Here is a 26507-nt window from a genome sequence, read left to right as displayed (position 1 = left end):
GCTCTTCGGTCCGGCTCCGGGCCTTCGCCGGGTTTTCGCTCCAGCGCCTACTTTCCCCCCTCGCACGGCTGCCCCGCCGCCCGGCCCTCCTGGGAGGATGGGCGGCATGGCAGCGACCCTCGTCGACCTCACCCACCAGGTGACCACCGCGATGCCGGTCTACCCCGGCGATCCGGCCGTGGTCCTGGAGCCCGCGCTCACCACCGCCACCGCCGGGGTGAACGTGCTCGCCCTGCACCTCGGCTCGCAGTCCGGCACCCACGTCGACGCGCCGTACCACGTCGACGTCACCTGGCCCACCCTGGACGGCCTGCCGCTGGAGCGGTTCACCGGCCCGGCGGTGGTCGCCGACCTGCGCGGCCTGGAGCCGCGCGCCGAGGTCACCGCCGAGCAGCTCGCCCCCGCGCTGGAGCGGGCCGGCGAGGGCACCGTGCTGCTGCTGGCCACCGGCTGGGCCCGGCACTGGGGCACCGACGCCTACCTCGCCCACCCGAGCCTGACCGCCGGGGCCGCGGCGGCGATCGTCGCCGCCGGGGTGCGCACGGTCGGCGTGGACGCGCTCAGCGTCGACCCCACGCCCGATCCGGGCCCGGGCGACCCGGCGGTGGCGGCGCTGCTGGCCGACCTCACCGACGAGCACGACCAGCCGGCCGCCGAGGAGCCCACCCTGGCCGCGCACCGGGTGCTGCTCGGGGCGCCGGGCGGCGGGGTGATCGCGGAGAACCTGACCGATCTGCGGCCGCTGCTGGAGGCGCAGCGGGACGGGCGGCCAGTCGAGGTCTCGCTCTTCCCGCTCCGGCTGGTGGCGGCGGACGGCGCGCCGGTCCGGGCGGTGGCCCGGCTGGGGTGAGCGGGCGGGCCCGGGCGCCGGACCGAGCCGAGCAAGTGCTTGCCCGACAAGGCACTTGGTCTAGACCATCCCCGGAGCGCGGCGGTACGCTGTCCGGCCATGGCAGAGATCATCGGAGTCATCGAGCAGCTCTGGCGCTACCCCGTGAAGTCCACCGGCGGCGAGCGGCTCGACTCCGTCGCGGTGGACGACCGCGGGCTCGCCGGTGACCGCCTCTACGCCGTCCGCGACGGCAACGGCAAGTTCGGCTCGGGCAAGAACACCCGCCGCTTCCGCCGGATGGACGGCCTGCTCCGCCTCTCCTCCCGGCTCGGCCACCGGCTCGACGGCCCCGAGCTGTTCGACCCGCTCGGCCGGCCCGTCGCCGACCCGACCGCCTTCCTGCGCGCCTACCTCCAGCTCGACAACGTCGAACTCGCCCGCGAGGACGCGATCTCGCACTTCGACCAGCTCCCGGTCAGCGTGCTCACCACCGCCACCCTGGACTGGGTCGCCGAGGCCGCGCCCTCCGCCGTGGTGGACGTCCGCCGGTTCCGCCCCAACATCCTGCTGCGCACCCCGCCCGGGACCCCGGCCTTCGTCGAGGACGAGTGGTTCGGCCGCGAGGCCCGGGCCGGCTCCCGCTCCGGCGCCCGGCTCGCCTTCGTCCGCTCCAGCGAGCGCTGCGTGATGACCACCACCGCCCAGCCGGGCCTGCCGCACGCGCCGGAGATCCTCAAGGCCATCGCCCAGTTCCACGACACCCGTCTGGACGCCCTCGCCGAGGTCGCCGCCCCCGGCCGCCTCACCGTCGGCGACGTCCTCTCCCTGGCCTGACCCCCTCCCGGCACTCCCTCCTCAACCATCCGCCTCGCCACACCACTTGACTGAGCTACGACTATCCTGTCTTACTGTCGTAGGACAGGAGAACAACTGGTGATCGAGTTCGTGCTCGACGGCCGCTCCCGGGTGGCCACGTACATGCAGCTGGTCCTGCAGGTGAAACAGGCACTGCGGGTCGGACTCGCGCAACCGGGGGACCGGCTCCCCAAGGTGCGCGACGTGGCCCAGGCCCTGGCGATCAACCCCAACACCGTGCTCAAGGCCTACCGCGAGCTGGAGTTGGAAGGGCTCGCCGAAGGCCGGCCCGGCGTGGGGACCTTCCTCGTCCGCACCCTGGCCGGGCCGGCCCTGGCCCACCAGGCGGAGCTGCGCGCGGAGTTGGTGGTCTGGCTGGACAAGGCCAGGGCCGCCGGACTCGCCCGCGAGGACATCGCCGCGCTCATCGACACCACCCTGCGGACCGCACTCGACCGGCCGCCCACCCACGGTTCCGGCCAGGCCTGACGCCACCGGCCGGAACCGCCATCCAGGGGGAAGACATGACGGAAGTCGCTTTGCAGACAAGCGGATTAGGCAAGCACTACGGCCGGACCCAGGCCCTCCAGGACTGCTCGCTGGAGCTCCCCACCGGGCGGATCGCCGCCCTGGTCGGGCCCAACGGCGCCGGCAAGTCCACCCTGCTCCACCTCGCCGTCGGCCTGCTCCGGCCCGACACCGGCACGGTCCGGGTCTTCGGACAGGACCCGCACAACAACCCCGGCGCCCTGGCCGACATCGGCTTCGTCGCCCAGGACACCCCGCTCTACCCCGACTTCACCGCCGCCGAGCTCATCACCATGGGCGGCCGGCTCAACCGCCGCTGGGACGCCAAGGTCGCCCGCGACCGGCTCACCCGGCTCGGCATCCCGCTCGACCGGCCCGTCGGCCGGCTCTCCGGCGGCCAGCGCGCCCAGGTCGCCCTCGGGCTCGCGCTCGCCAAACGGCCCCGCCTGCTGCTGCTCGACGAACCGGTGGCCGCCCTCGACCCGCTCGCCCGGCACGAGTTCATGCAGGAGCTGATGGGCGCGGTCGGCGACTACGGCACCACCGTCCTGCTCTCCTCGCACCTGCTCGCCGACCTCGAACGGGTCTGCGACCACCTCGTCCTGCTGCACACCTCGCGCGTCCAGCTCTCCGACCCCGTCGACGAGTTGCTCGCCGCGCACCGCCGGCTGACCGGCCCCCGGATCACCGCGGGGAGCGGCGTCCCCGGCGTCGCCGCGGTGATCCACGCCAGCCACACCGAACGGCAGTCCACCCTGCTCGCCCGGCTGGACGGGCCCGTCGACGAGAGCCGCTGGGCCGTGCACGACATCACCCTGGAGGACCTCGTCCTCGCCCACCTCGGCGCCGCCGCCCCGGCCGCCGCCTCCTCGGAGGTGACCGCATGATCTGGCTCACCTGGCGCCAGCACCGCAAGCAGGCCCTGTGGACGGCCGTCACCCTCGCCGTCCTCATCGCCGTCCTGCTCCCCACCGGCCTGACCACGCGCGCCACCTTCGAGGACTCCGGCCTCGGCGCCTGCCTGCGCGCCCTCGGCCAGGCCGACCTCGTCGGCGGCGACTCCTGCCAGGCGCTGAGCTCGCAGTTCGACGGCAAGTACCGCAGCCTGACCTTCGTCGCCATCCTGTTCGTCCTGCTGCCGGCGGCGGTCGGCCTGCTGCTCGGCGCCCCGCTGGTCGCCCGGGAGATCGAGAGCGGCACCCACCGGATGGTCTGGACCCAGGGCATCAACCGGCGCACCTGGATCCTCGCCAAGTTCGGGCTGATCGGCGCCGTCGCCCTGGTCCTCTCCGTGGCGTACTCGCTCGGCGCCGCCTGGTGGCTCGCCCCGTTCGCCGCCAACGGCCTCGGGCGCCTGCGCTACCTGGTCTTCGACGTCCAGGGCATCGCCCCGATCGGCTACACGCTCTTCGCGGTGGCGCTCGGGATCCTCGTCGGCACGATGAGCCGCAAGGTGCTGCCGACGATCGGCATCTCCCTCGTCGCGTTCATCGCCGTCCGCGCCGTGGTCGAGGTCCTGCTCCGCCCGCACTTCCTCGCCCCGCGCACCCTCACCTACGGCATCGACAGCGTGCTCATGGCCAACCGCTTCAACGGGTCCTGGGTCTACGCGGAGGGCGTCCGCAACGGCACCGGCGCCCTGGTCGTCCCGGACGGCCAGATCGGCTGCGGCCCCGAGTCCGACGGCTCGCTCGCCAGCTGCCTGCCCCGCCTCGCCGACCAGGGCCTCGGCCCCGGCCCCTACACCAACTGGCGCGAGTACCAGCCCCCCGGCCGCTTCTGGACCTTCCAGGCCGTCGAGACCGGCATCTTCCTCACCCTCACCGCCCTGCTCCTCGCCTTCGCCGTCCACCGGATCCGGCGCATCTCCTGAGGTGCGGTCACCCGGCCGGGAGCAGGCACACCGGGTGGCCGGCGGGGTCGGCGTAGATCCTCCAGCCCCCGGCGTCATGCAGGAGCGTGGCGCCGAGGGCGAGCACGGCCGGTTCCGCGGTGGCCAGATCGGGGACGTCGACGTCGAGGTGGGCCTGCTGCGGGTGCTCCGGGTCCGGCCAGCGGGGCGGCCGGTGCCCGATGACCCGCTGGAAGCAGAGCACCAGCCCACCGGGCGTGTGCAGGGTCGACCAGTCCTCCCCCAACGACCAGCGCGGATCCGGCCGGTCCACCTCGCCCCCGAGCAGCCCGGCGTAGAACCGGGCCAGCACCGCCGGATCCGGACAGTCGAGGACGACGCACTGCAGGGTGCCGATCATCGGAAGCTCCTTCGAGGGGGACGGATCGACGGCGATCATCGCGCCGACCACACGGACCCGTCCAGCGCGTTCCCGCCACCGCGCGCAGGCTGGACAGTGGTCCCGTCGGGGATGACGATGAGCAGATGATCACAGGAGAGGGTTCGGGCCTCGGGTCGCTCGCCGACGGCATCATCCGGCTGGTGCGGCTCGCCGCCGAGCACGCGGACGCCGTCCTGGCGTTCGAGCGGGAGAACCGGGCGTACTTCGGACGCTCGGTGCCCGACCGGGGCGACGCCTACTTCACCCCCGACGGCTTCGCCGCCCGCCACCACGCGCTGCTCGCCGAGCAGGCCGACGGCATCTGCCACTTCCACCTCGTCCTGGACGCCGAGGGGCGGATCGTCGGCCGGGTGAACCTGGTGGACGCCACCGACGGCAGCGCCGAACTCGGGTACCGGGTGGCCGAGTCCGCCGCCGGGCGCGGGGTCGCGCGAGCGGCCGTCGAACTGCTGTGCCGGATCGCCGCCGCCGAGTACGGGCTGACCGCGCTCACCGCCGTCACCACACTCGACAACGCCGCCTCGCGGGCCGTGCTGGCCCGCACCGGATTCACCGAGGTCGGCGCGCAGACCGTCGGGGGGCGCGCGGGTGTGGCGTACCGGCGCGCGCTCTGAGGCGCACTCCGGCGCGGCTCCGGCGGGCGTTCGGCGGCGCCCGCCCCTGGGCAGCACAGCGGGCATGACGATTCCTCACCGCTTGATCGGCACCGGCGACCACAAGGTCCTGGTACTGCACGACTGGTTCGGCACCAGCGCCGGCTGGGGCCCGTTCCCGGACTACCTGGACGGTGCCGCCTTCAGCTACGCCTTCCTCGACTACCGGGGCTACGGCGAGCGCAAGGACGTGCCCGGCGCCTACACGCTGGCCGAGATCGCGGACGACGCGCTCGCGCTGGTCGACCAGCTCGGCTGGGAGAGCTTCTCGCTGGTCGGGCACTCGATGGGCGGCAAGGCCGCGCAGCAGGTGCTCGCCCAGGCCCCGGACCGGGTGCGGAAGCTGGTCGGCCTGACGCCCGTCCCGCCCGGCCCGTACCCGATGGGCCCGGACGACGAGAAGCTGTTCTTCGGCGCGGCCGAGGACCGGGAGAAGCGGTACGCGATCCTCGACCGGGTGACCGGGAACCGGGCCGGCCGGGTCTGGCTCGACCTGATGACGGCCCGCTCGCTGGAGCTGTCCACCCGCGAGGCCTTCGGCGCCTACGTCCGCGACTGGACCGCCGCCGACCTGGTCGACCGGGTCGCCGGGAACCCGCTGCCCGTCAAGGTGATCGTGGGCCGGCACGACACGCTGCTGAGCGCCGAGGCGATGCGCGCCGCCTTCCTCGGCCACTACCCCGGGTCCGAGTTGGAGGAGATCGCCGACAGCGGCCACTACCCGATGCACGAGACGCCGGTCGCGCTGGCGGTCTCGATCGAGTCCTTCCTGAGCCGGTAGACCCGGCCGCGGCCCCCGGGCCGGTGGCATGCCCACCGGCCCGGGGGCCGCTGATCCCTCACGGCAGCTGGTGGACCAGCTCCCGGACGGCGGGCGAGGCCTTCTCCCAGGTCCCGGAGTCGAACGGCGGCTCGGGGGCGTACTCGGCGTGCAGCTGGACCGCCTGGGCGGTGGTGTCGTCGGTGAGCAGGGCGGCCAGGTGCAGGGCCATGTCCAAGCCGGCCGAGATGCCCGCCGCCGTGATGATCCGGCCCTGCCGGACCACCCGCTCGCCGGTGTACGTGGCCCCGTACTGCGCCAGGTCCTTGCCGGACGCCCAGTGCGTGGTCGCGTCGAGGCCGTCGAGCAGCCCGGCCGCCCCGAGCACCAGCGCGCCGGTGCAGACGGAGGTGGTGTACTGCGTGCCCGCGTGCATCCGGCGCACCCAGTCGACGAACGCGCCGTCCGTCAGCAGCCGCCTGGCCCCGGGCCCGCCCGGCACGACGAGCACGTCGCACGCGTCGACGTCCTGGTACCGGGCCCCCACGTCCAGGTGCAGCCCGCCCAGCGAGTCGTTGACCTGCTTGGTCTCCCCCACCGCCACGAACCGCACCGCGGCCCCGGGAAGGTGGGAGAGCATCTGGTACGGCCCGACCGCGTCGAGCGGCTCGAAGTCCTCGTAAAGTGGAATGACGATGTCCATATCCCGCAGCGTAGGCCCGAGTTGACCCCGCCCCCGGCCCTCACCCGCCCAAATTCACGAGATCGAGTGGTCCGCCCCCGCCGCGGTTACCGCAGCACGTCGAGTTCGGCGCCGATGGCGGCGCGGAGGGGGTCGTGGGCGGGGGCGAGGGCGTAGCGGGGGTCGGTCCAGCGGTCGTGCGGGTAGAGCCAGACCGGGAAGCGGACGAGGTCCTCGGGCTCCCAGTCGTAGCGGGGGAAGACGTGGGCGTGCAGCATCGGGTCGGTGTTGCCGAGGATCTCCAGGTTGACCCGCCGGAACGCCGGGTCGGCCGCGCCGCAGGCGCGTTCGACGGCCTCGGCGAGCCGGTCGAGGTCCGCCAGGTAGGCGAGCCGGCGCGGGCGCGGCAGGTCGGAGAGGCGCTGGACGTCCGGGTCGTCGGTGAGCAGCACGGCGTACCCGGGCAGGAACTGGACGTCGCCGATCACCGCGAACCCGGCGTCGAGGCGGCGGATGACGGTGGGGTTCTCGCCGCGCAGGGCGCTGCCGATACGGTCGGACTTCCAGTCCGCGTTGTCGTTGATCATGGACGGGATCCTAGGGTCCGCACGGAAGCGCCCGGCCGGTGGGTCCGGCCGGGCGCTCGGAACCGCCGTGGGGTCAGAACTGGGTGGTGAGGGTGACGCCGCTGAAGTCGGTGACGGCGTACAGGCTGAGGTAGCGGTACCCGGCCGTGGGGTTGGTGACGGTGAGGGTCTGGGTGGTGCCGTTGACCGTCGAGGCGGCGGTGTAGGCCGTCGGCGACGCCCAGGTGTCCGCGTTGTAGTAGAGGAAGGCGGAGCCGGTGCCGCCGGTGGCGGAGACCTTCAGCGTGGTGGTCCCGGCCGGCAGGTAGACGTACAGGTAGTCGGTGTTGCCCTTGGTGGCCGCGCGATCGGCGCGGGCGCAGTTCCGGCCCATCGCGTCGGTGCGCTGCTCGGCGCAGGCCGGCAGGGAGACCGGGGCGGTCACGGTGACGGTGGCCACGGTGGTGCCGATCCGGCCGCTGTCGTCGGTGGCGGTCAGGGCGACGCTGTACGAGCCGGGCAGCGCGTAGGTGTGGCTCGGGTTGCGCTCCTCCGAGGAGGTGCCGTCGCCGAAGGTCCAGTGCCAGGCGGTGATCCGGCCCGGGCCGGTCTGCACGGAGCGCTCGCTCGCGCTGACGGTGGCGCCGTTCACCGTGGTGTCGAACAGCGCGGTCGGACCGGCGGCGTAGCAGGCGCCGGCGGCGCAGGCGGTGAGCCAGGCGTCGAAGTCGGCGTCGTAGGAGGTGCCGAGGCTGTTGTAGACGGCGTAGCCGCCGGGGTAGTCACCGACCCGGAACCGCTCCAGCATCGCCTGCACGTCGGCCGGGTGCTTCTCGACCATGTACCGGACGGCCAGGTAGCCCCACGGGTAGGTGCGGGTCGAGTCCGAGTTGGCGTAGGTGCTCTGGAAGAGGGTGCTGAGCGGGTAGGTGTGCTTGGCCGCCTGGGCCATCGCGTCGGTGTCGGAGGCGCCGCGGTAGGTGTACGAGACGTACTCGGCGAGGCCCTCGATCCACCAGAGGTCCGGGACGGACGTCTGGGTCGCGAACTTGCCCTTCAGGTTGTAGATGCCGTCGAGGTAGTGGGTGTACTCGTGGTTGAGGTTCCACACCCGCGCCGGGTCGTTGAGGTTCCAGGCCTTCTGGTACATCACGGTCGCGGCCCGCCGGTTCGGGTCGGTCGTGTCCATCACGGTCTGGCCGCCGTTGTCGGTGCTGTTGCCGAAGATCGCCCACGAGTAGGTGGTGTACTCGGCCTTGTTGGCGAAGATCCCGAAGGTGACGGTCTTGGCGTACTGGTCCGGGATCGGCCCGTTGTCCTTGGCCACGCCGTGGAAGAAGGCGTCCTGCTTGCGCAGGCTCTCGCAGACGGTGGCCAGTTCGGCGGCCGACAGGGCCTGCGCCTGGAGGGTGCGGTTGTCGCAGACCAGCTGGTTCGGCAGGACCACCGAGGTGAGCTTGGCCGGCAGGTCGCAGATGCCGTAGTAGGAGCACTGGCCGCTGTTGTAGTACGAGGCCTGGACGGCGGTGTACACGTACAGCGACCCGAAGGACGTGAGCAGCGGGGCGGAGTCCAGCACCTTCTTGACCAGCGGCTTGGCCAGGGCCTCGGCGGCGGGGCTGGTGCCGGCGAACCGGGCCAGGTCGTTGCCCGCGTTGGTGTCGAGCACCGCGTTGGAGCCGCCGAGCAGGTCGCGGTGCTTGATCGCGAAGTCGGCGAGCGAGTTGACGAGCGCCGGGTCGGCGGCGAGCGCCCGGGTGAAGTCCTGGTTCCGGTAGCCGGCCCAGAGCGGGTAGTACAGCACCGAGTTGACCGCGCTGACCATCTGCGGGAACGCGTTGTAGGTGTTGTCGTACCCGTCCAGGATCCGCTTGTAGGCGGCCGTGTAGCGGGCCTGGACGTTGGCGCTGTCGGTCAGCCACACCACCTCCTTGAGGACGCGGCCGTTCTCCTCGCTGACGTCGCGCCAGCGGGTGCCGGCGAAGAGCGCGTCCAGGGCGGAGGTGACGGCGGTGGTGAGCTCGCCGGTGTACGGGCCGGTCTCGGCCGGGTGGCGGAACTGGATGTAGTAGCCCACCTGCAGGAACTTCACCAGCTGGGCTATGCCGGTCGAGTTGTCGCCGGTGTAGCCGGCCGTCAGGTCCTTGAGGGCGGCCGCGACGGACAGCATCCGGGACTGCTCGAAGACGCCGGGGGAGCCGTCGCCGGTGGTGAACAGCGTCTTGACGCACTCCACGGTCTGGCTCTTGATGAACGCGACCAGGTCGGCCCCGGTGAGGGCGGCGAAGTCGGCCGGGGTGCAGCTGGGCGCGGCGAGGGACTTGAACGCGGCGGGGGCGCTCGCCTCGGCCGTGGCGGCCGGATCGGTCAGGCTGGTCGCGCCGATGAGCGCCGGGGGCAGCGGGGCGGCCGGCTCGGCGAGCTCCTCGGACCCCGTCGTCACGGTCGGGGCGGTGAGACCGATCGGGCCGGGCTTGGTCGGGGCCGGGGTCTTGGTCGGGGCCGGAGCGGCGGTGGCGACCGGGGGCGCCGCGAAGGCGGCCTGGGCCGGCAGTACGGCGGTGGCCGTGGCGCAACAGGCGACGACGCCGGCTGCGAGCATGGAGAGTCTGGTGCGCAGGAGCACGCCGAATCCTTCGTGAGTGGGGGCGGCCCGACGTGGGGTCGGGCCTGGAGGAAGGAGATTTGGCGTGGATCCTGTCACCGGCTGGAGATCAGAACAATGTCACAGGTTATATTTCACGAGAATTCCGGCCACCCCGCTGCTCGCGACCCCTTCGAGCCGCTGACCTGCACTATTCGCGGAAACTGCGGCGTGGCACACCGGCCCCGAAGGGATGTCACACCACGAATCGGACACCCGGCACCACCGGACGGACCGCACGGTCTGGCTGATCCGCACCCCTCGGACGCAGAACGCCCGGCCGGGGAAACCCGGCCGGGCGTGCACGGTCCATTCGTGGCAGGTCGACGCGTCAGACGATGCCGAACTCCCCGTCGGCGACGGCGGTCACGAAGGCCTGCCAGGCGGCCGGGGCGAAGCGGAGACGGGGCCCGTCCGGGTCCTTCGAGTCACGAACCGAACCGGGACGCGCGTCATCCACCTCGATGCAGTTGTTGCTGTCACTGCCACCGCTGTAACTACTCTTGCGCCACTGCTCGGTTGGGTGCATTCGCGTAGTCCTCCGCCGCCGATTCGATCAGGGCCAGGGACGCCTCCGGCGACAACGCGGCAGCCCTGACCAGATCGTAGGACAGCGTGAGCCGGGCTACCAGCGCCGGTTCATCCATCAGATTCCCCGTCATCGCGGCTTCGACATAGGCCGTCGGAGGCGCCTCGTCGAATGCCATGAGGCAGAGCGAACCCTCGGTCAGCGCGTGCGCTCCCGCAGCGAACGGCACCACCTGCACGAGGGCCTTCCTGTTGCGGACCAGCTCGGCCAGGTGCGCCATCTGCCGACCCATGACAGCCGGACCGCCGATGGGCCGCCGGATCACCGCCTCGTCCAGGACCGCCCAGTACATCGGGGCCTTCTCCCGGTCGAGCAGGCCGGCCCGCGACATCCGAGCTGCGACCATCTCCTCGTTCTCGGCCGCCTTCCGCAGCGGCTGCGCCGCTTCGAACAGCGCACGTGCATAGTCGGGCGTTTGCAGCAGCCCCGGCACCAAGAGTGCGGCGAACTCGCTGATCGCCGTCGCCAAGGTCTGCAACTCCGCCGCGTGCTCGAAGTATTCGGCGTAGCGCGAGGCCTTCTTGAACATCTCGTAGACCCGCATGAAATGCCCGCCGGTCTTCATGTGCTCGTCCAGCAGCCTGGACAGGCCCTCCTGCGGATTCCGGACGGCGGTCTCCAGCAGTCCGACGTACGCCCCCGAGCAGAACAGGATCTTCCCCAGCGCCTCCTGCGACATCCCCGCTCCCTCGCGGTGGCGCTTGACCTCCTGGCCCCAGAACGCACGGGCCGAGCGCGAGGGATTGAACTCCGTAGCCATTGCCAAATCCCTTCAAGGAACCGGTGTTCGGGCTTACGGCGGCCACCCTAACTACTCGCAGCGGCGCTCGAAACACAAACAGCGATAGTGGGCTTGTCGCATCATTACGTGACCCACGTCACATCCACCGGTCCGATGAGTTCCCGCCCTACCCCCGGTCCTACTGGCATGACGAACACGCTCGCGATCCCCGCGCCCACCGCCCGCCCGCTGCTGACCGCCGGCGCCGTCGCCGGGCCGCTCTTCCTCGCCGTCGGCGTCACCGGCGGGCTGACCCGGGAGGGCTTCGACTTCACCCGCAACGCGCTGAGCCAGCTCAGCCTGGGCGAGCTCGGCTGGATCCAGCAGGCCGCGTTCCTCCTCACCGGCGCGCTGCTCGTCGCGGGCGCCGTCGGACTGCGCCGGGCGCTGCCGGGCAGCACCTGGGCGCCGCGGCTGGTCGGGCTGTTCGGTGCGACGTTCGTCCTGGACGGGTTCTTCGCCGCCGACCCCGGCGCCGGGTTCCCGGTCGGCGCGCCCGAGGAGCGGGTGACGGAGCTGAGCGGGCACGGCACGGTGCACATGTTCGGCGGGATGGTCGGCTTCCTCGCGCTGTGCGCCGCGTTCCTCGTCCTCGCCCGGCACCTGGACCGCCGCTGGGCCGTCGCCTCCCGGCTGGTCACGGTCGCGGTGCTGGCCGGCTTCGCCGCCTCGGGCGTCACCGTGCTGACGTTCACCCTCGGCGCCGCGCTGGGGCTCGGCTGGCTGACCACTGTCCTCACCAAGCTCCATGCGTGAAGATCATCATCGGAAACCGGACCCGGAACCCACAGGAGACCCCGCCATGACCACCCCCGCACCCAAGGGCCCCGCCAGCTACTTCCCGTCCATCGAGAAGAAGTACGGCCACCCCGTCTCGCACTGGATCGAGCTGATCCGCTCCTCCCCGTTGACCAAGCACATGGAGCTGGTCGCCTGGCTGAAGGCGGAGCACGAGATCGGGCACGGACACGCGAACGCCCTCGTCAAGCACACGCTCGACGAGGGCGGGAAGTAGCGGACCCGGGGGCGCGGCCTCAGATACCGAGGCCGCGCACCACCAGGTCCACCAGGGCGAAGAAGAACAGCGAGATCCCGACGAACCCGTTGGTCTGGAAGAACGCCCGGTTCAGCTTCGACAGGTCGTGCGGCTTGACGATGGTGTGCTCGTACACGAAGGCACCGGCCACCACCAGCAGCCCGATCCAGAACGCCACGCCCGCGTCGGTCAGCACCGCGTACCAGCCGAGCAGCAGGGTGGTGAGCACGTGGCAGGCGCGCGCGCCCCGGATGGCGGCCGGGATGCCGAAGCGGGCCGGGACGGACCGCACCCCGCCGTCCCGGTCGGAGTCGACGTCCTGGCAGGCGTAGATCAGGTCGAAGCCGCCGATCCAGATGCCGACCGCCGCGCCGAGCACGACCGCGTCCCAGGACCAGGTGCCGGTGACGGCCAGCCAGGCGCCGACCGGGCCCATCGCCTGGGCGAGCCCGAGGATCGCCTGCGGGAAGTCGGTGAACCGCTTGCCGTACGGGTAGACGACCATCGGCACCACGGCGACCGGGGCGAGCGCCAGGCAGAGCGGGTTGAGCAGGGCGGCCGCGCCGAGGAAGACCACCAGGGCGATCGCCGAGCCGACGTACGCGGTCCGCACCGAGACGGCGCCGGTGACGAGTTCGCGGCCGGCGGTGCGCGGGTTGCGGGCGTCGATCTCGCGGTCGATGATCCGGTTGGCGGCCATCGCGAAGGTGCGCAGCCCGACCATGCAGACCGTGACGATGAACAGTTCGCCCCAGTGCACCCGCCGGTCGGCGAGGAACATCGCGGTCAGCGCCGCGATGTAGGCGAAGGGCAGGGCGAAGACCGAGTGCTCGATCATGACCAGCCGCAGGAAGGCCTTGACCTTGCCGGGCGGGACGTCGGGGAGTGCGGCGGCGGTGCTCATCAGAGCCCGTACTCCTTCCAGCGGCGGTCCACCAGGACGGCGGTCGCCGGGTCGGAGGTGACCATCTCGGGCCAGCCGCCGTCGCGGGTGTAGCCCTCCTCGGGCAGCTTGCGGGTGGCGTCGATGCCCGCCTTGCCGCCCCAGAACTTCTGGTACGAGGCGTGGTCGAGCTGGTCGACCGGGCCCTCCACCACGGTGAGGTCGCGGCTGTAGTCGACGTTGCCGAAGGCCCGCCAGGCGACCTCCTGGTAGTCGTGGACGTCGCAGTCGGAGTCCACCACGATGATCAGCTTGGTCAGCGACATCATGTGGGCACCCCAGATGGCGTGCATGGTCTTCTGGGCGTGCTTCGGGTACTTCTTGTCGATCGAGACGATCACGCAGTTGTGGAAGCCGCCGGCCTCGGGCAGGTCGTAGTCGACGATGTCCGGGATGATGATCTTCAGCAGCGGCAGGAAGAACCGCTCGGTGAACTTGCCCAGCGGGCCGTCCTCGGTCGGCGGCCGGCCGACCACGATGGACTGCAGGATCGGGCGGCGGCGCATCGTCACGCAGTCGATCTTCAGCGCCGGGAACGGGTCCTGCGGCGTGTAGAAGCCGGTGTGGTCGCCGAACGGCCCCTCGGGCAGCATCTCGCCGGGCTCCAGCCAGCCCTCCAGGACCAGCTCGGCGTCGGCCGGGACCTGGAGCGGGACGGTCTTGCAGTCGACCATCTTGACCCGCTCGCCCGCGACGAAGCCGGCGAACAGGTACTCGTCGATGTCGCCCGGCAGCGGCGCGGTCGCCGCGTAGGTGACGGCCGGCGGGCAGCCGAAGGCGATCGCGACCGGCAGCCGCTCGCCGCGCGCGGCGGCCTTGGCGGCGTGGTTGTGGCTGTCCTTGTGGACCTGCCAGTGCATGCCGAGGGTGCGGCTGTCGTGCCGCTGGAGGCGGTACAGGCCGAGGTTGCGGACGCCGGTGTCCGGGTCCTTGGTGTGGGTGAGGCCCAGGTTGAAGAAGGAGCCGCCGTCCTTCGGCCAGGTGAACAGGGCCGGCAGCGCGTCCAGGTCGACGTCCTCACCGGTGAGCACGACCTCGTGCACGGGGGCGTCGCCGGACTTCACGTTCTTCGGCGGCACGTGGGCCATCGAGGCGAGCTTGCCGAAGGCGTCCCGGAAGCCGGTGAAGCCCTGCGGCAGCTCCGGCTTCAGCAGACCGGCGATCTTCTCGGAGATGTCCTCCGGGCCCTTGAGGCCGAGCGACTTGGCCAGCCGGCGCTCGGTGCCGAAGACGTTCATCGCCAGCGGCATCGAGGAGCCCTTGACGTTCTCGAACAGCAGGGCCGGGCCCTTGGCCTTCTGCACGCGGTCGACGATCTCGCCGATCTCCAGATAGGGGTCCACCTCCGCCTTGATGCGCTTGAGGTCGCCTTCGCGGTCGAGGGCCCGCAGGAACGAGCGGAGATCGTCGTATGCCATGCCAGCCAGTATCCGCCACCCGCTAGCCTGGCCTGTGTCAAGGGCCCCCTTGAAGCGGTCGCCGCCCCCGGTGGGGCCGGCCCGCCGCGCTGAGGGCGCCGCCCGCCCGTCACCGCCATCGCCGGGGGAGATCGCCGCCGTGCTGAGGATTCTGACCTTCGTGCTCCCGCTCGCCCTGTGGGTGTGGGCCTTCATCGACTGCCTGACCACGCCCGAGGACGAGGTGAAGCACCTCCCCAAGGTGGTCTGGGTGATCATCGTGCTGCTCTTCCCGCTGGTCGGCTCGATCGCCTGGCTGGTGGCCGGCAAGCAGCGCGGGGTCCTGCGCACCGGGGCGGCGGACGGCTACGGCTCCGACGGCCACGGCGCCGGCGGTTATCCGGAGGGCGGCCGTCCGCGCGGCGGCCGACCGCTCGCGCCGGACGACGACCCCGAGTTCCTGGCCTCGTTGAAGAAGAACAACAACGAGCACGAGGACATGCTCAAGCAGTGGGAGGCGGATTTGCGCCGCCGCGAGAACGAGCTCCGCGGCAAGGAAGACCCGGAAGAGGGTCGTAAGAGCTGACCGGGGGTCGCCCGGACAGCCCACCCGGCACCCGCCGGGTGGGCTGCGGTGTTTTTGGCGCATCCCTACGACTCTCCGGCCACCGACGACCCGTCGGCCCAACTTTCCCGGCCGCCCCGGGCACCCCTTGAACGGCACCTGACACAAGCCGTTCGCGGCCCGTCGCGACCGCCCTGACCTGCGGGTTTCCTGGCCGGTAGGGCACCCGGCGGCCATCCGCGCGACAGCCCGCGGTAATCGAACAGCTACCCGCCGGAGGGGCTGAAACGCTACGGTTTCTGTGCAGCCCTGACATCTAAACGGACGCGACCTTGTACGGAATCGACGCCGAAACCAGCGCGCGGCCCCTCGTACAGTCATAAGTGAAGAAGTGATTCGCAGCCGGGGGCATGCAGACGTTGGCTGTCGGACAGTTCCCTCACCCTTGGAGTGGTTCGAGATGACGGTTGTGCACCAGGCACCGGTCGGCGACGAGACCCCGGAGATCCCGGCGGACGTCCGCGGCCGGGTCGCGGAGCTGCACGAACTGCGTGAGCAGGTCCGCCGCGGTCCGAGTGAGAAGGCCACCGAGGCCCAGCACGCCAAGGGCAAGCTGACCGCCCGGGAGCGCATCGAGCTGCTGCTCGACGAGGGCTCCTTCCACGAGGTCGAGCCGCTGCGCCGGCACCGCGCCACCGGCTTCGGCCTGGAGGCCAAGAAGCCGCACACCGACGGCGTGATCGTCGGCTGGGGCACCGTGCACGGCCGGACGGTCTTCACCTACGCCCACGACTTCCGGATCTTCGGCGGCGCGCTCGGCGAGGCCCACGCGCAGAAGATCCACAAGATCATGGACATGGCCATCGCGGCCGGTGCCCCGCTGGTCTCCCTCAACGACGGCGCCGGCGCCCGCATCCAGGAGGGCGTCACCGCCCTCGCCGGCTACGGCGGCATCTTCCAGCGCAACACCCGGGCCTCCGGCGTCATCCCGCAGATCTCCGTGATGCTCGGCCCGTGCGCCGGCGGCGCGGCCTACTCGCCGGCCCTGACCGACTTCGTCTTCATGGTCCGCGAGACCTCGCAGATGTTCATCACCGGCCCCGACGTCGTCCAGGCCGTCACCGGCGAGAAGATCAGCCAGAACGGGCTCGGCGGCGCCGACGTCCACTCCGGCGTCTCCGGCGTGGCGCACTTCGCCTACGACGACGAGCAGTCCTGCATCGAGGAGGTCCGCTACCTCCTCTCGCTGCTGCCGCAGAACAACCGCGAGATGCCGCCCGCCGTGGTCAGCGAGGACCCGATCGACCGCCGCAACGACTCGCTGCTCGACCTGGTGCCGGCCGACGGCAACCGGCCGTACGACATGCGCAAGGTGATCGAGGAGATCGTCGACCACGGCGAGTACCTGGAGGTCCACGAGCGCTGGGCCACCAACGTGCTCTGCGTGCTCGCCCGGATCGACGGCCACGTCACCGGCATCATCGCCAACCAGCCGCAGTCGCTGGCCGGCGTCCTCGACATCAACGCCAGCGAGAAGTCCGCGCGCTTCGTCCAGATGTGCGACGCCTTCAACATCCCGCTGGTCACCATGCTCGACGTCCCCGGCTTCCTGCCCGGCGTCGACCAGGAGCACGACGGCATCATCCGGCACGGCGCCAAGCTCCTCTACGCGTACTGCAACGCCACCGTGCCGCGCATCCAGCTGATCCTGCGCAAGGCCTACGGCGGCGCGTACATCGTCATGGACTCGCGCTCGATCGGCGCCGACCTCTCCTTCGCCTGGCCCACCAACGAGATCGCCGTCATGGGCGCCGAGGGCGCGGCCAACGTCATCTTCCGCCGCGACATCAACGGCGCCGACGACCCGGACGCCATGCGCGCCCAGAAGATCAAGGAATACAAGAACGAGCTGATGCACCCGTACTACGCGGCCGAGCGCGGCCTCGTGGACGACGTCATCGACCCGGCCGAGACCCGTCAGGTCCTGGCCTCCTCGCTGGCCATGCTGCGCACCAAGCACGCGGACCTGCCGAGCCGCAAGCACGGCAACCCTCCGATGTAGCAAGTGCCGCCCGGCCGCGAGCAGCACGGCCGGACGCGCCGACGACCATCCCTCACACCTTCCGCCGGGAGAACACCGGACCATGACCGCTTCCGCCGAACCACTCGTCCACATCGTCCGCGGCTCGCTCACCGACGAGGAGCTCGCCGCCCTCACCGCCGTGCTGATGGCCCGCGCCGCGGCCGCCCAGCAGGCCGCGGCCGCCGCCGCGCCGATCGAGCCGATCGCCAACTGGCAGCGCCTGGAGCGCCGCCCGGCCTACTACTCGCCGGTCAGCTGGCAGCAGGCCGCCTGACGGCTCGTGCGCCATCCGTACGACGGCCGGTCACCTTCCACGGGGGTGGCCGGCCGTCGGCGTTCCGGGGCGCCTTCCGGGGGTGCCTGCCGGGGCGCCCTCCCGGGACGGCTCGAAAGGGCCCTTACCGCGCGGTACGCGGACCGGCGTCGCGCCCGCACCCATAGGATCAGCCGCTCCGACGACCAGAACGATCCAGGGAGGCTGCGATGGCCAGGCAGGCCCGGGCGCTGGCGACCCGCCAGACGGTGCTGCTCGCCGCGGCCGCGGTGTTCGACGAGCGCGGCTACGCGGCCGCCACCATGGCGGAGATCCTGGACCGGGCCGGGGTCACCAAGGGCGCGCTCTACTTCCACTTCCCCTCGAAGGAGGAGCTGGCGCTGGCCGTCATCGAGGGACAGGGGGCCTGGCTCGCCACCTGGCGGCCGGCCGCCGAGAGCCCGGTGCAGGCCCTCATCGACCTCGGGTACGCCTTCGCGCACTCGCTGCTCGACGACCCGGTGCTGCGCGGCGCGATCCGGCTGACCATCGAGCACGGCAGCTTCACCCAGCCGCAGATCGGCGCCTACCAGGGCTGGCACGACGCGGCCCGCGAACTGCTGGAGCGCGCCCGGGACGCGGGCGAGCTGCACGCCGGGGTGGACCCGGCGGCCGCGGCGGGGGTGATCACCGGCGCGGTGACCGGCATCCAGCTCAGCTCCCAGGTGCTGACCGACCGCCGGGACCTGCTCCGGCGGATGGCCGACCTCTGGACGCTCCTGCTGCCCGGCCTGGTCGAACCGCACGCCCTCCCCCGCCTCGACACCCACGACCGCACCCCGGCATAGGGCGGGAGGGCCCGGAGGCGAGCGGGCGACCCCGCCCCGAGGCTCGTCTCAGGGCGAGCGGGCGACCCCGCCCCGAGGCTCGTCTCAGGGCGAGCGGGCGACCCCGCCCCGAGCCGAAGGGCCCGCCGGTGCCGAAAGGGAGAAGGGCCAAGCCGCCGACGGAGGAGGTGGCGCCGTGCCCGCCGACCGTCGGCGCCGGGTCAGGAGGGCCCGGAGGCGAGCGGGCGAATAGCAGCCCGCCTATATTCGGTACGCCGCCAGCTGGTCCGGCGGGACGAGGGCCGGGAGGGCCGCCGTCCAGAGGCCGGTGACCGCGATGGGGGCCAGGCGGCCGGTGCACTCGGCGGCGAACAGGACCAGCCCGGCCGCCAGCGTGGTGAGCAGTTCGGCGGCCTGTCCGCGGTCCAGCCCGGCCCGCAGCTCCCCGGCCATCCCGGCCCGGTCGAGCAGGGTCCGGAAGACGGCGGTCAGGCTCCACCAGGCGTCCGCCGAGGGCTCCGGGGGCGTGCCGGCCGGCGCCACCACCGCGCCGACCCCGCAGGCGGCCGGCCGGCCGCCGAGGCCGAGCAGGACGCCGGCCCGGACCACCACGTCCTCGCGCAGCAGCCGGGCCAGTTCGTGGGTGAGGTCGACGAGTTCCTGGACGGCCGGTCCGGTTCCGCGCAGCGCGCGCAGCACCGCCAGCCCGATGGTGTCGGCGGCCGCGGAGCGGACGCCGTCGGCGAGCGCCTGCTTGGAGACGAAGTGGAAGTAGAGCGCGCCCTTGCTGACGCCCGCCCGGCGGCTGATGTCGACCAGGCTGGCCGACTCGAAGCCCGCGTCGGCGAAGGTGTCCGCCGCGGCGAACAGCACGGCCTGCCTGGTACGCCCCGCCCGTTCCTGCTTAGCCACTCGGCCCCTCCGGCCCCGGCCGCGGCGAGTTCCGGCTCGCCCGGTTGCTGTCACGGCGCCGCCGTCGGTGGTGCGGCGCGCCCGTCTGCGGACCGGCGGCGGCCGCCGCGCCCGCCCGAAACCGCATGGTTGGTATCTAATCTAGCCCCTGAACGGCCCCCGCCGTCCAGGGGGGACCGGCCCCCGTCCAAGGTCCGGGCCTGACCGGCCGGACGTTCCCGCAGCCCAGCGCGCGGGTACGGTGAGCACGCCGGGGGTGCGCCAGTGACCACCCCTCAGGCGCAGCAGAAACCGGGTGGCCTGTATGTTTTGCCCAGGCCGCTCGTACGGCCGGCCGACCGACACCCGGGAGTGGGGCCAGTCATGCCAGTGTTCACCGCGATGGACGGCGACGCTCCGTATCCCCACCCCGGCCCCGGCCACTCCGGCCGCTCCCGCTACGACTTCCACGAACGCACCGTCTCCCGCCACCTGGTCCACCGCGCCTCGGTCGCCGAGGTCCTGATCACCGGCTGGCAGGCCACCGGCCCGTACGACTTCCTGCTCGGCGCCCAATGGCCCCGGCTGCACGGCTTCTACCGGCTGCCCGGCGACCGGCACCACGACCCGGTGCTGATGGCGGAGACCATCCGGCAAGCCGCTCTACTGGTCGGCCACGTCGGTTTCGGGGTTCCCCGCGACCACTACTACGCGCTCGACGAGCTCGGCTACACGCTCGGCCCGGCGGGTCTCGGGGGCCTCGACGTCACCGCCGCCCCGACCGATCTGATGCTCCGGATCACCTGTCAGGACGTCCGGATGCGGCACGGCCGGCTGGCCGCCCTCCGGGTGCACGCCGAGATCGAACGGGACGGCCGTCCGGTCGGGCGCGGCTTCGGCGGGCTGCGGGTGCTCTCCCCCGCCGCGTACGCCCGGCTGCGCGGCCCCGGCCGGCCGCCCGGTCAGCGGCCCCGGGTCCCGGACTCGGCCACCGCGCCGGAACTGGTCGGCCGCCAGCAGGCCGGCGACGTCGTGCTCGGCCCGGCGCTGCTGCCCGGCAGCTGGCTGCTGCGCGCCGACGCCGCCCACCCGGTGCTGTTCGACCCGCTGGACCCGGCGCCCGACCACCTGCCGGGGATGCTCGTCCTGGAGGCCGCCCGGCAGGCCGCGCAGCGGCTGAACCACCCGGACCGGGTGGTTCCGGTGGACCTGGTCACGTCCTTCCACGACCCGATCGCGCCGGACCGCCCCTGTGTGGTGCGCGCCGTCCGGGAGGGCGGCGAGGAGCCGGCCGGCGGGACCGGCGGGACCGGCACCGGCCGGCGGGCCCCCGTCCGGGTCATGCTGGTGCAGGACGGCCGGACGGTGGCCGAGTGCCGGCTGCTCACCGCGCCGGCCGACGGCGGGCCGGTCGCGGCGCCGCCGGCCCGCCGCAACCTGCCGCTCGCCAGCTGACCGACCCACCGGGGCCGCCCCATGGCCGACCGGGCCGGCCCCCGGCCCGGCTACCGACCGAGCGGCCGACCCGGCGGGCGAGCCGGCCGCCGAGCGGCTCTCAGGCCGCGACCAGCGCCGACGGCCGGCCGGCGTGCATCACGCTCAGGTTCTCCGCCAGCCGCCCCGGGTCCTGGGCCAGCCAGAGCCGCAGCGCGGCGCCCAGCATCGCGCTGGCCGAACCGATCCGGACCTGCGTCACCTGGGCGATCCGGGCCGCCCCGGGCACCAGCAGGTCGGCCAGCGGCGTCGGCAGCCAGACGGTCAGCGCGCACGGCGCGGGGGCCGCGAGGGCGCCCAGCAGCCGGTACGCGTCGGCCGGCGAACTGAACGTGGGGATGATGTCCAGCAGCCCGTCGGCCACCACCTCGGACACGTCGCTCCGGTGCCCCTGGGCGAGCCGTCGGAGCAGCAGGTGCTCGGCGGCGGTGATTCGGACGGTCAGCATGACCTCGTCGCACTCCATTGCGCGATTTCCTCCTCAGTTCCTCCCCGTGCCGGACCGGGCGGCCGGCACGAACTACCCCTGTCACACCTCGGCCCGGCTTCCTTGCTGCGGAGCGCCGGGCCGGTGGGTGGTTCCGTTCTCCGGTCAGATCCCCGCGTAGGAGTGCTTGCCGGTGACGAAGATGTTCACGCCGTAGTAGTTGAACAGCCAGCAGGCGAAGGCGGCGAGGGCCAGGTAGGCGGCCTTGCGTCCCTTCCAGCCGGCCGTGGCGCGGGCGTGCAGGTAGCACGCGTAGGCGACCCAGGTGATGAAGGACCAGGTCTCCTTCGGGTCCCACTCCCAGTACTTGCCCCAGGCGGCCTCGGCCCAGATCGCGCCCGCGATGATGGTGAAGGTCCAGAGCGGGAAGACCAGGGCGTTGATCCGGTAGGACAGCTTGTCCAGGGTCGACGCGGCGGGCAGCCGGCGCCAGATCGACGGCGAGGTGCCGAGCGGGCCCTTGGCCAGGCCTGCCGCCATCCGCTTGTCGAAGGAGTCCTTGCCCAGGTACAGCAGGGTCGTGATGAACGCCGCGTAGAAGGCGCCGCCGCAGACGATCGCGGTGGAGACGTGGATCGCCAGCCAGTACGAGTGCAGCGCCGGGACGAGCTGCTCGGACTCGGTGTACAGCACCTGGGTCGCGATGCCCAGGGTGAGCACGACGGCCAGGGTGACCGGCAGGCCGAGCCAGCGGACCGGCTTCTTCGCGGCCAGCAGGCCGAGGAAGGCCACCGTCATGGCGAGCGCGAAGGCGCAGGAGAACTCGTACATGTTGCCCCACGGCCAGCGGGACACCGAGAGGCCGCGGGTGATGACGCCGCCCACGTGCAGCAGGGCGGCGAGCACGGTGAGCGAGACCGCGATCCGGCCGGACAGGTCGGCCTTCTCGCTGGTGCCGGCCGCGCCGGGGCCGTCGACCTCGTCCTCGCCGCGCCCGCTGGTCACCACCGTCGCGCCCTCGCCGGCCAGCGCCGTGCGGGTGAGCGTGGTGGTGCCGCCGCTCGCCGAGGCGACGGTGACGGTGACCTTCTTGGCGCCCTTGGCCTTGGCCTCCGCCTCGGCGAGGGTCCCGGCCAGGCCCGCCTGCTCGGTGGAGCGGACGGCGACGGCGCCCTTCGAGCCGAAGGTCCACTCGAACATGTAGGCGAACATGGCGATCAGGTAGACGGCCATCGCCGAATAGATCAGCTTGTTGGACAGGTCGGCCAGCTGCGGGTCGACCGACGAGGCGAGGTGCACCGTCTACTCCTTGGAGTTCTGGTCGGCGGGGACTGCGGATTCGGAGGGTGCGGAGGGTGCGGAGGCCTCGTCGGCCTCGGTGGTGCTGCGGTCGGACTCATCGGACTCGGCGGACTCGGCGGACTCGTCGTCGAGCGCCGGCGCGTCGTCCTGGAGGTCCACCGCGAGCTCGGCCAGCTCCTCGGCGATCTTCGCCGACTCGCTGCGGCCCAGCCCGGCCAGCTCGACCAGCGTCCCGCCGTCCGGCAGGGCCACCGCCCGGACCCAGATCCGGCGCCGCTGCACGAACAGCGAACCGATCAGCCCGAGGATCGCCGCCACCGCGCCGACCAAGGCGATCCCGTTGCCCGGGCGGTGCGAGACGTTGAAGCTGGCCCACTGCTTGTAGCCCTCGAAGGTGACCGTCCCGTAGCCGTCCGGCAGGGTCCAGCCCTGGCCCGGCTTCAGGCGCGCCTTGGCGGGCTCGCCGTCCTGCTGGAGCTGGGTCAGCTTCTTGGTGTTGAGCTGGTAGATGTTCTGCGGCAGGCCGGAGTCGGTGCCCAGGTCTCCCGCGTAGGCGTTGAGCACCAGCGCCGGGTCCGCGTCCCCGGGGAACAGCGAGCGCGGGCCGGTGTTCCGGTCGAACGCCACCGGGGCGGTCGGCAGGAAGAAGCCGGACAGGCCCAGCTGGGTCTTCTGCCCGTCCTTGGCGCCGTAGTCGGAGACCTTGATGACACCGGTGGAGGTCAGGTTGCCGTCCTGCGGCAGGAACGGCGTCGCGCCGGTGTAGACGACGTCGCCCGCCCCGTTGCGCACCGTGATGACCGGGGCGTAGCCGTGCCCGATCAGGAAGAACTTGCTGCCGCCGATCTCCAGCGGGTGGTTGACCTCGATCGTGCCCCGCTTGAGCTTCGAGGAGTCGCTGCCCTCGTAGTACTCGACGTGCGCGGTGAACTCCCGGGCGCTGCCGATCTGGCTGCCCTTGGACTGGAACTTCGAGGTGAAGTCGGCCAGCTTCACGTAGAACGGGTCGAGGTCGTCCTGCCCGTAGAACCGGGTGCCGGTGAAGTCGTCCAGCTGCGTGATGGTGTTGGAGTAGCCGTCGCCCTCGACCAGCAGCTTGCCGCCGGTGCCGCTGGCCAGGCTCGCCCAGGCGAAGCCGCCGAGCAGCGCGAACAGCGACAGGTGGAAGACCAGGTTGCCGACCTCGCGCAGGTAGCCCTTCTCGGCGGCGACGGCGCCGCCGTCCAGGTGCGCGCGGAACCGCCGCTTGCGCAGCAGCCGGTGCGCGGCGGCGTTGACGGCCGCGGCGTCCGCGTCCGTCCGCCAGGCCGCGTACACCGGCATCCGGGTCAGGTTGCGCGGGGCGGCCGGCGGCTGCGCGCGCAGCACGCCGACGAACTGCCAGGTGCGCGGGACGATGCAGCCGGCCAGCGAGACGAACAGCAGGATGTAGATCGCCGAGAACCAGACCGAACTGTAGACGTCGAACAGCTGGAGCTTCTCGTAGATCGGCGCGACCGTGGTGTGCTGCGCCTTCCAGGTCTCGACCTTGAACTGGTTCTGGCCGTTCTGCGGGATCAGCGAGCCGGGGATGGCCGCGAGCGACAGCAGGAACAGCAGGATCAGCGCGACCCGCATCGAGGTCAGCTGGCGCCACATCCAGCGCAGCCAGCCGAACGCGCCGATGCCGGTGGGGCCGTCGGACTCGACCGGGGCGGTGGTGAGCCGCTCGGCCGCGTCCTCGGCCTCGCCCTGGGCCGCGGCCGGGAGCGGCTCGCGGTCGGTCGTGGTCTTGCTCACGGGTCAGATTCCGATCTCGTAGCCGCCGAACTGGACCTGCAGCTCGTTCACCATCGAGTCCCAGACCCCGGTGACCAGCAGCAGGCCGACCGCGACGAGCATGCCGCCGCCGATCCGCATGACGAGCGGGTAGTGCCGCTTCACCCAGCCGAAGGCGCCGAGCGCCCGGCGGAAGGCCACCGCGGCCACGATGAACGGTACGCCGAGGCCCATGCAGTAGAAGAACATCAGCAGCGCACCGCGCTGGGCGTCGGCCTGGTTGAGCGCCAGGTTGGTGACCGCGCCCAGGGTCGGGCCCATGCACGGCGTCCAGCCCACCCCGAAGACCACGCCGAGCAGCGGCGCGCCGAGCAGGCCGATCACCGGGCGGCGGTGCGAGCGCACCTCGCGCATGCTCAGCCCGGGCACCAGGCCCATGAAGGCCAGGCCCATCACGATGGTGACGGCCCCCAGCACCCTGCTGATGACCGCCTGGTGCTCCTTCAGCGTGTCGCCGAACTGGCCGAACAGCGCCCCGCCGGAGACGAAGACCGCGGTGAAGCCGAGGATGAACAGCGCCGCCCCGGCCAGCATCCGGCCGCGCCGGGCCCCGCGCGCGTCGGCGAGGTCGGCGGCCGAGAAGCCGGTCACGTAGGAGAGGTAGCCGGGGACCAGCGGCAGCACGCAGGGCGAGAAGAACGACAGCAGCCCGGCGGCCAGCGCGATCGGCGCGGCGACCAGCAGGGCGCCGCTCTGGATGGTCCCGATGTTGTCGGCCAGTTGGACGGCCGCGCTCACCGCTGCTGCTCCGCCACGATCGGCTGGAGCATCGCCTCCAGGCCGTCGTCGGTCTGGCCGCCGACGGCGCGGGCGGCGAGCTTGCCGTCCCGGTCGACCACCAGGGTGGTCGGGATGGAGTTCGGGTTGAGGCTGCCCTTGGGGAACTTGAGCAGCTCGGCGCCGGCCGGGTCGTACAGGCTGGGGAAGGTGACGCCCTTCTCCTGCTCGAACCGGATGGCGTTCTTGACCTCGGTGTCCCGGGTGTTGATGCCGAGGAACTGCACGCCCTGGCCCTGGTACTTCTCCCAGACCCGCTGCAGGTCGTCGGCCTCCGAGCGGCACGGGCCGCACCAGGAGCCCCAGACGTTCAGCACGACGACCTTGCCCCGGTAGTCGGAGAGCTTGGCCGGGGTGCCCTCCAGGGTGTTGCCGCCGATGTCCGGCGCGTCCTGGCGGTGGCCGACGGCGGCGGTCGAGATGTTGGTGCCCTTGGCCGTGACGAAGCCGATCTGACCCTCGCCACCGCCCGAGGAGCCGGAGGAGCTGCAGCCGGTGAGGACCAGCGCGGCAGCGGCGGCGGTGACCGCGGCCGCGGCGGCGAGACGGGGGCGGGGGCGCGTCATGCCAGACATGTGAAAAGTTTCGCATGGAGTCCCGGGCAGGATCGGGGGGGTCCGACATTGTCTGCCGGACCCCCTCTGACCTGCGGCGGGACCGTTCCGCGGGGTGTCGCGGGGGTGTGACCCAGGTCTTACTTAAACCGCTTTTACGCCGGATCGGGAACCATTGGGGGTGCCCCGCGCGTCCAGGGTCTCCTTGGCGTACCCGGGCGTACCCCGGAATCGGCCGTACCCCTGATCAGGCGTGCCCCGGGTCAGGCGCCGAAGCTCTTGCCCACCGGCTTGTCGCCCTTGCGGCCCTTGCCGACCAGGTGCGCCGGCAGCAGGTCGCGGGCCGGCTCGCGGTAGCCCACCGACACGATCCGGTCGCCCTCGTAGGTGAAGCTGGTCAGCGAGGCCAGCGAGCACTGCCGGTTGCGCGGGTCGTGCCAGAGCCGGCGGCGCTCCACGAACGAGCGGACGATCCAGATCGGCAGCTGGTGGCTGACGCAGACCGCCTCGTGCCCGCGCGCGGCGTCCCGGGCGGCGGCCAGCGCGCCCATCATCCGCACCGCCTGCTCCAGGTACGGCTCGCCCCAGGACGGCTTGAACGGGTTGGTGAGGTACTTCCAGTACCCCGGGTTGCGCAGCGAGCCGTCGCCCACTCCGAAGGTCTTGCCCTCGAAGACGTTCTCCGCCTCGATCAGCCGCCCGTCGCTCGCCACCTCCAGGCCGTGCGCCTTGGCGATCGGCTCGGCGGTCTCCTGGGCGCGCTCCAGCGGGGACGCCACCACGTGGGTGATGTCCCGGCCGGCCAGGTCCTCGGCGACCCGCTCGGCCATCTGCTTGCCCAGCTCGGACAGCCGGTAGCCCGGGAGGCGGCCGTACAGCACGCCCTCCGGGTTGTGCACCTCGCCGTGCCGCATCAGGTGGACGACGGTGATGTCCTTGGCGCTCACTTCTCAGTA

At 72.2% G+C, this 26507-nt stretch carries 29 protein-coding genes; 14 read left to right on the top strand and 15 right to left on the bottom strand.

Annotated features, from left to right (window positions below):
- The first annotated feature begins 106 nt into the window (after positions 1-106).
- The 5 genes from AB0N76_RS14775 (at position 107) to AB0N76_RS14755 (ending at position 4088) form a co-directional block, all read left to right on the top strand.
- Positions 107-850 carry a cyclase family protein gene (locus tag AB0N76_RS14775; protein WP_363556941.1) on the top strand — a complete coding sequence of 248 codons (744 nt, stop codon included), beginning with the start codon at positions 107-109 and terminating at the stop codon, positions 848-850.
- A gap of 99 nt (positions 851-949) precedes the next feature.
- On the top strand, positions 950-1666 hold the full coding sequence (locus AB0N76_RS14770; protein ID WP_363556939.1) for an MOSC N-terminal beta barrel domain-containing protein: 717 nt from the start codon (positions 950-952) through the stop codon (positions 1664-1666).
- A gap of 99 nt (positions 1667-1765) precedes the next feature.
- Positions 1766-2176, top strand: a complete 411-nt coding sequence (locus tag AB0N76_RS14765; protein WP_363556937.1) for a GntR family transcriptional regulator — start codon at positions 1766-1768, stop codon at positions 2174-2176.
- A gap of 35 nt (positions 2177-2211) precedes the next feature.
- Entirely contained in the window at positions 2212-3102 is an 891-nt protein-coding gene (locus AB0N76_RS14760; protein ID WP_363556935.1) for an ABC transporter ATP-binding protein, read from the top strand.
- On the top strand, positions 3099-4088 hold the full coding sequence (locus AB0N76_RS14755) for a hypothetical protein (protein ID WP_363556933.1): 990 nt from the start codon (positions 3099-3101) through the stop codon (positions 4086-4088). The genes AB0N76_RS14760 and AB0N76_RS14755 overlap by 4 nt, the downstream gene beginning before the upstream one ends.
- Positions 4089-4095: 7 nt before the next feature.
- Here AB0N76_RS14755 and AB0N76_RS14750 read toward each other — a convergent pair whose 3' ends face one another.
- Entirely contained in the window at positions 4096-4467 is a 372-nt protein-coding gene (locus AB0N76_RS14750; RefSeq protein WP_363556931.1) for a VOC family protein, read from the bottom strand.
- A gap of 125 nt (positions 4468-4592) precedes the next feature.
- Between AB0N76_RS14750 and AB0N76_RS14745 the strand changes: the two genes are divergently transcribed.
- Together AB0N76_RS14745 and AB0N76_RS14740 are read left to right on the top strand one after the other, a co-directional pair.
- Entirely contained in the window at positions 4593-5123 is a 531-nt protein-coding gene (locus AB0N76_RS14745; protein WP_363556929.1) for a GNAT family N-acetyltransferase, read from the top strand.
- A 64-nt stretch (positions 5124-5187) separates the two neighbouring features.
- Entirely contained in the window at positions 5188-5943 is a 756-nt protein-coding gene (locus tag AB0N76_RS14740; RefSeq protein ID WP_363556927.1) for an alpha/beta hydrolase, read from the top strand.
- Between the two features lie 58 nt (positions 5944-6001).
- Here the strand turns inward: AB0N76_RS14740 and AB0N76_RS14735 are convergent, their stop codons facing one another.
- The 5 genes from AB0N76_RS14735 to AB0N76_RS14715 form a co-directional block, all read right to left on the bottom strand.
- Complete coding sequence (locus tag AB0N76_RS14735) at positions 6002-6625, bottom strand: DJ-1/PfpI family protein (RefSeq protein WP_363556925.1); 624 nt, start codon at positions 6623-6625, stop codon at positions 6002-6004.
- A gap of 86 nt (positions 6626-6711) precedes the next feature.
- A complete protein-coding gene (locus AB0N76_RS14730) occupies positions 6712-7191 on the bottom strand; it encodes a diadenosine tetraphosphate hydrolase (RefSeq protein ID WP_363556923.1) in 480 nt (159 codons plus the stop codon).
- 73 nt (positions 7192-7264) lie between these two features.
- Positions 7265-9796: a collagenase gene (locus AB0N76_RS14725; protein ID WP_363556921.1), complete on the bottom strand. Its 2532-nt coding sequence runs from the start codon at positions 9794-9796 to the stop codon at positions 7265-7267.
- Between the two features lie 349 nt (positions 9797-10145).
- Positions 10146-10274, bottom strand: coding sequence for a DUF397 domain-containing protein (locus AB0N76_RS14720; protein ID WP_363556919.1), 129 nt, complete (start codon positions 10272-10274; stop codon positions 10146-10148).
- A 37-nt stretch (positions 10275-10311) separates the two neighbouring features.
- Positions 10312-11163: a DUF5753 domain-containing protein gene (locus tag AB0N76_RS14715; protein WP_363556917.1), complete on the bottom strand. Its 852-nt coding sequence runs from the start codon at positions 11161-11163 to the stop codon at positions 10312-10314.
- A gap of 168 nt (positions 11164-11331) precedes the next feature.
- Here AB0N76_RS14715 and AB0N76_RS14710 point away from each other — a divergent pair, with 168 nt between their 5' ends.
- On the top strand, positions 11332-11940 hold the full coding sequence (locus tag AB0N76_RS14710) for a DUF998 domain-containing protein (protein ID WP_363556915.1): 609 nt from the start codon (positions 11332-11334) through the stop codon (positions 11938-11940).
- 46 nt (positions 11941-11986) lie between these two features.
- Complete coding sequence (locus AB0N76_RS14705) at positions 11987-12199, top strand: DUF4287 domain-containing protein (protein WP_363556913.1); 213 nt, start codon at positions 11987-11989, stop codon at positions 12197-12199.
- A gap of 19 nt (positions 12200-12218) precedes the next feature.
- Here the strand turns inward: AB0N76_RS14705 and mqnP are convergent, their stop codons facing one another.
- Both mqnP and AB0N76_RS14695 read right to left on the bottom strand, forming a co-directional pair.
- The gene (gene mqnP, locus AB0N76_RS14700; protein ID WP_363556962.1) at positions 12219-13127 is read right to left on the bottom strand and encodes a menaquinone biosynthesis prenyltransferase MqnP; all 909 of its coding nucleotides are present in this window, start codon (positions 13125-13127) and stop codon (positions 12219-12221) included.
- On the bottom strand, positions 13124-14581 hold the full coding sequence (locus AB0N76_RS14695; protein ID WP_363556911.1) for a menaquinone biosynthesis decarboxylase: 1458 nt from the start codon (positions 14579-14581) through the stop codon (positions 13124-13126). Before AB0N76_RS14695 ends, mqnP begins: the two co-directional genes overlap by 4 nt.
- Before the next feature lie 139 nt (positions 14582-14720).
- Between AB0N76_RS14695 and AB0N76_RS14690 the strand changes: the two genes are divergently transcribed.
- The 4 genes from AB0N76_RS14690 to AB0N76_RS14675 all read left to right on the top strand — a co-directional run bounded on the left by AB0N76_RS14690 (position 14721) and on the right by AB0N76_RS14675 (position 18309).
- On the top strand, positions 14721-15146 hold the full coding sequence (locus tag AB0N76_RS14690) for a PLD nuclease N-terminal domain-containing protein (RefSeq protein ID WP_363556909.1): 426 nt from the start codon (positions 14721-14723) through the stop codon (positions 15144-15146).
- 439 nt (positions 15147-15585) lie between these two features.
- Positions 15586-17187, top strand: coding sequence for an acyl-CoA carboxylase subunit beta (locus AB0N76_RS14685; protein WP_363556907.1), 1602 nt, complete (start codon positions 15586-15588; stop codon positions 17185-17187).
- A gap of 82 nt (positions 17188-17269) precedes the next feature.
- The gene (locus AB0N76_RS14680; protein WP_363556905.1) at positions 17270-17482 is read left to right on the top strand and encodes an acyl-CoA carboxylase subunit epsilon; all 213 of its coding nucleotides are present in this window, start codon (positions 17270-17272) and stop codon (positions 17480-17482) included.
- 209 nt (positions 17483-17691) lie between these two features.
- A complete protein-coding gene (locus AB0N76_RS14675; protein WP_363556903.1) occupies positions 17692-18309 on the top strand; it encodes a ScbR family autoregulator-binding transcription factor in 618 nt (205 codons plus the stop codon).
- A 240-nt stretch (positions 18310-18549) separates the two neighbouring features.
- Here AB0N76_RS14675 and AB0N76_RS14670 read toward each other — a convergent pair whose 3' ends face one another.
- Positions 18550-19200: a ScbR family autoregulator-binding transcription factor gene (locus AB0N76_RS14670; protein WP_363556901.1), complete on the bottom strand. Its 651-nt coding sequence runs from the start codon at positions 19198-19200 to the stop codon at positions 18550-18552.
- Between the two features lie 363 nt (positions 19201-19563).
- Here AB0N76_RS14670 and AB0N76_RS14665 point away from each other — a divergent pair, with 363 nt between their 5' ends.
- Complete coding sequence (locus AB0N76_RS14665) at positions 19564-20634, top strand: ScbA/BarX family gamma-butyrolactone biosynthesis protein (RefSeq protein ID WP_363556899.1); 1071 nt, start codon at positions 19564-19566, stop codon at positions 20632-20634.
- Between the two features lie 100 nt (positions 20635-20734).
- Here the strand turns inward: AB0N76_RS14665 and AB0N76_RS14660 are convergent, their stop codons facing one another.
- The 6 genes from AB0N76_RS14660 to AB0N76_RS14635 form a co-directional block, all read right to left on the bottom strand.
- Positions 20735-21121, bottom strand: coding sequence for a hypothetical protein (locus AB0N76_RS14660; protein ID WP_363556897.1), 387 nt, complete (start codon positions 21119-21121; stop codon positions 20735-20737).
- Positions 21122-21265: 144 nt separating this feature from the next.
- The gene (gene ccsB, locus AB0N76_RS14655) at positions 21266-22399 is read right to left on the bottom strand and encodes a c-type cytochrome biogenesis protein CcsB (protein WP_363556895.1); all 1134 of its coding nucleotides are present in this window, start codon (positions 22397-22399) and stop codon (positions 21266-21268) included.
- 3 nt (positions 22400-22402) lie between these two features.
- Positions 22403-24181 carry a cytochrome c biogenesis protein ResB gene (locus AB0N76_RS14650; protein ID WP_363556893.1) on the bottom strand — a complete coding sequence of 593 codons (1779 nt, stop codon included), beginning with the start codon at positions 24179-24181 and terminating at the stop codon, positions 22403-22405.
- A 3-nt stretch (positions 24182-24184) separates the two neighbouring features.
- Entirely contained in the window at positions 24185-24958 is a 774-nt protein-coding gene (locus AB0N76_RS14645) for a cytochrome c biogenesis protein CcdA (RefSeq protein WP_363556891.1), read from the bottom strand.
- Positions 24955-25572, bottom strand: coding sequence for a TlpA disulfide reductase family protein (locus tag AB0N76_RS14640; RefSeq protein ID WP_363556889.1), 618 nt, complete (start codon positions 25570-25572; stop codon positions 24955-24957). Before AB0N76_RS14640 ends, AB0N76_RS14645 begins: the two co-directional genes overlap by 4 nt.
- A gap of 242 nt (positions 25573-25814) precedes the next feature.
- Entirely contained in the window at positions 25815-26465 is a 651-nt protein-coding gene (locus AB0N76_RS14635) for a histidine phosphatase family protein (RefSeq protein WP_363556960.1), read from the bottom strand.
- Positions 26466-26507: the final 42 nt, after the last annotated feature.

Source organism: Kitasatospora sp. NPDC093806, from assembly GCF_040683335.1.
Lineage (GTDB): Bacteria > Actinomycetota > Actinomycetes > Streptomycetales > Streptomycetaceae > Kitasatospora.
This window is presented reverse-complemented; position numbering and strand designations above follow the sequence as displayed.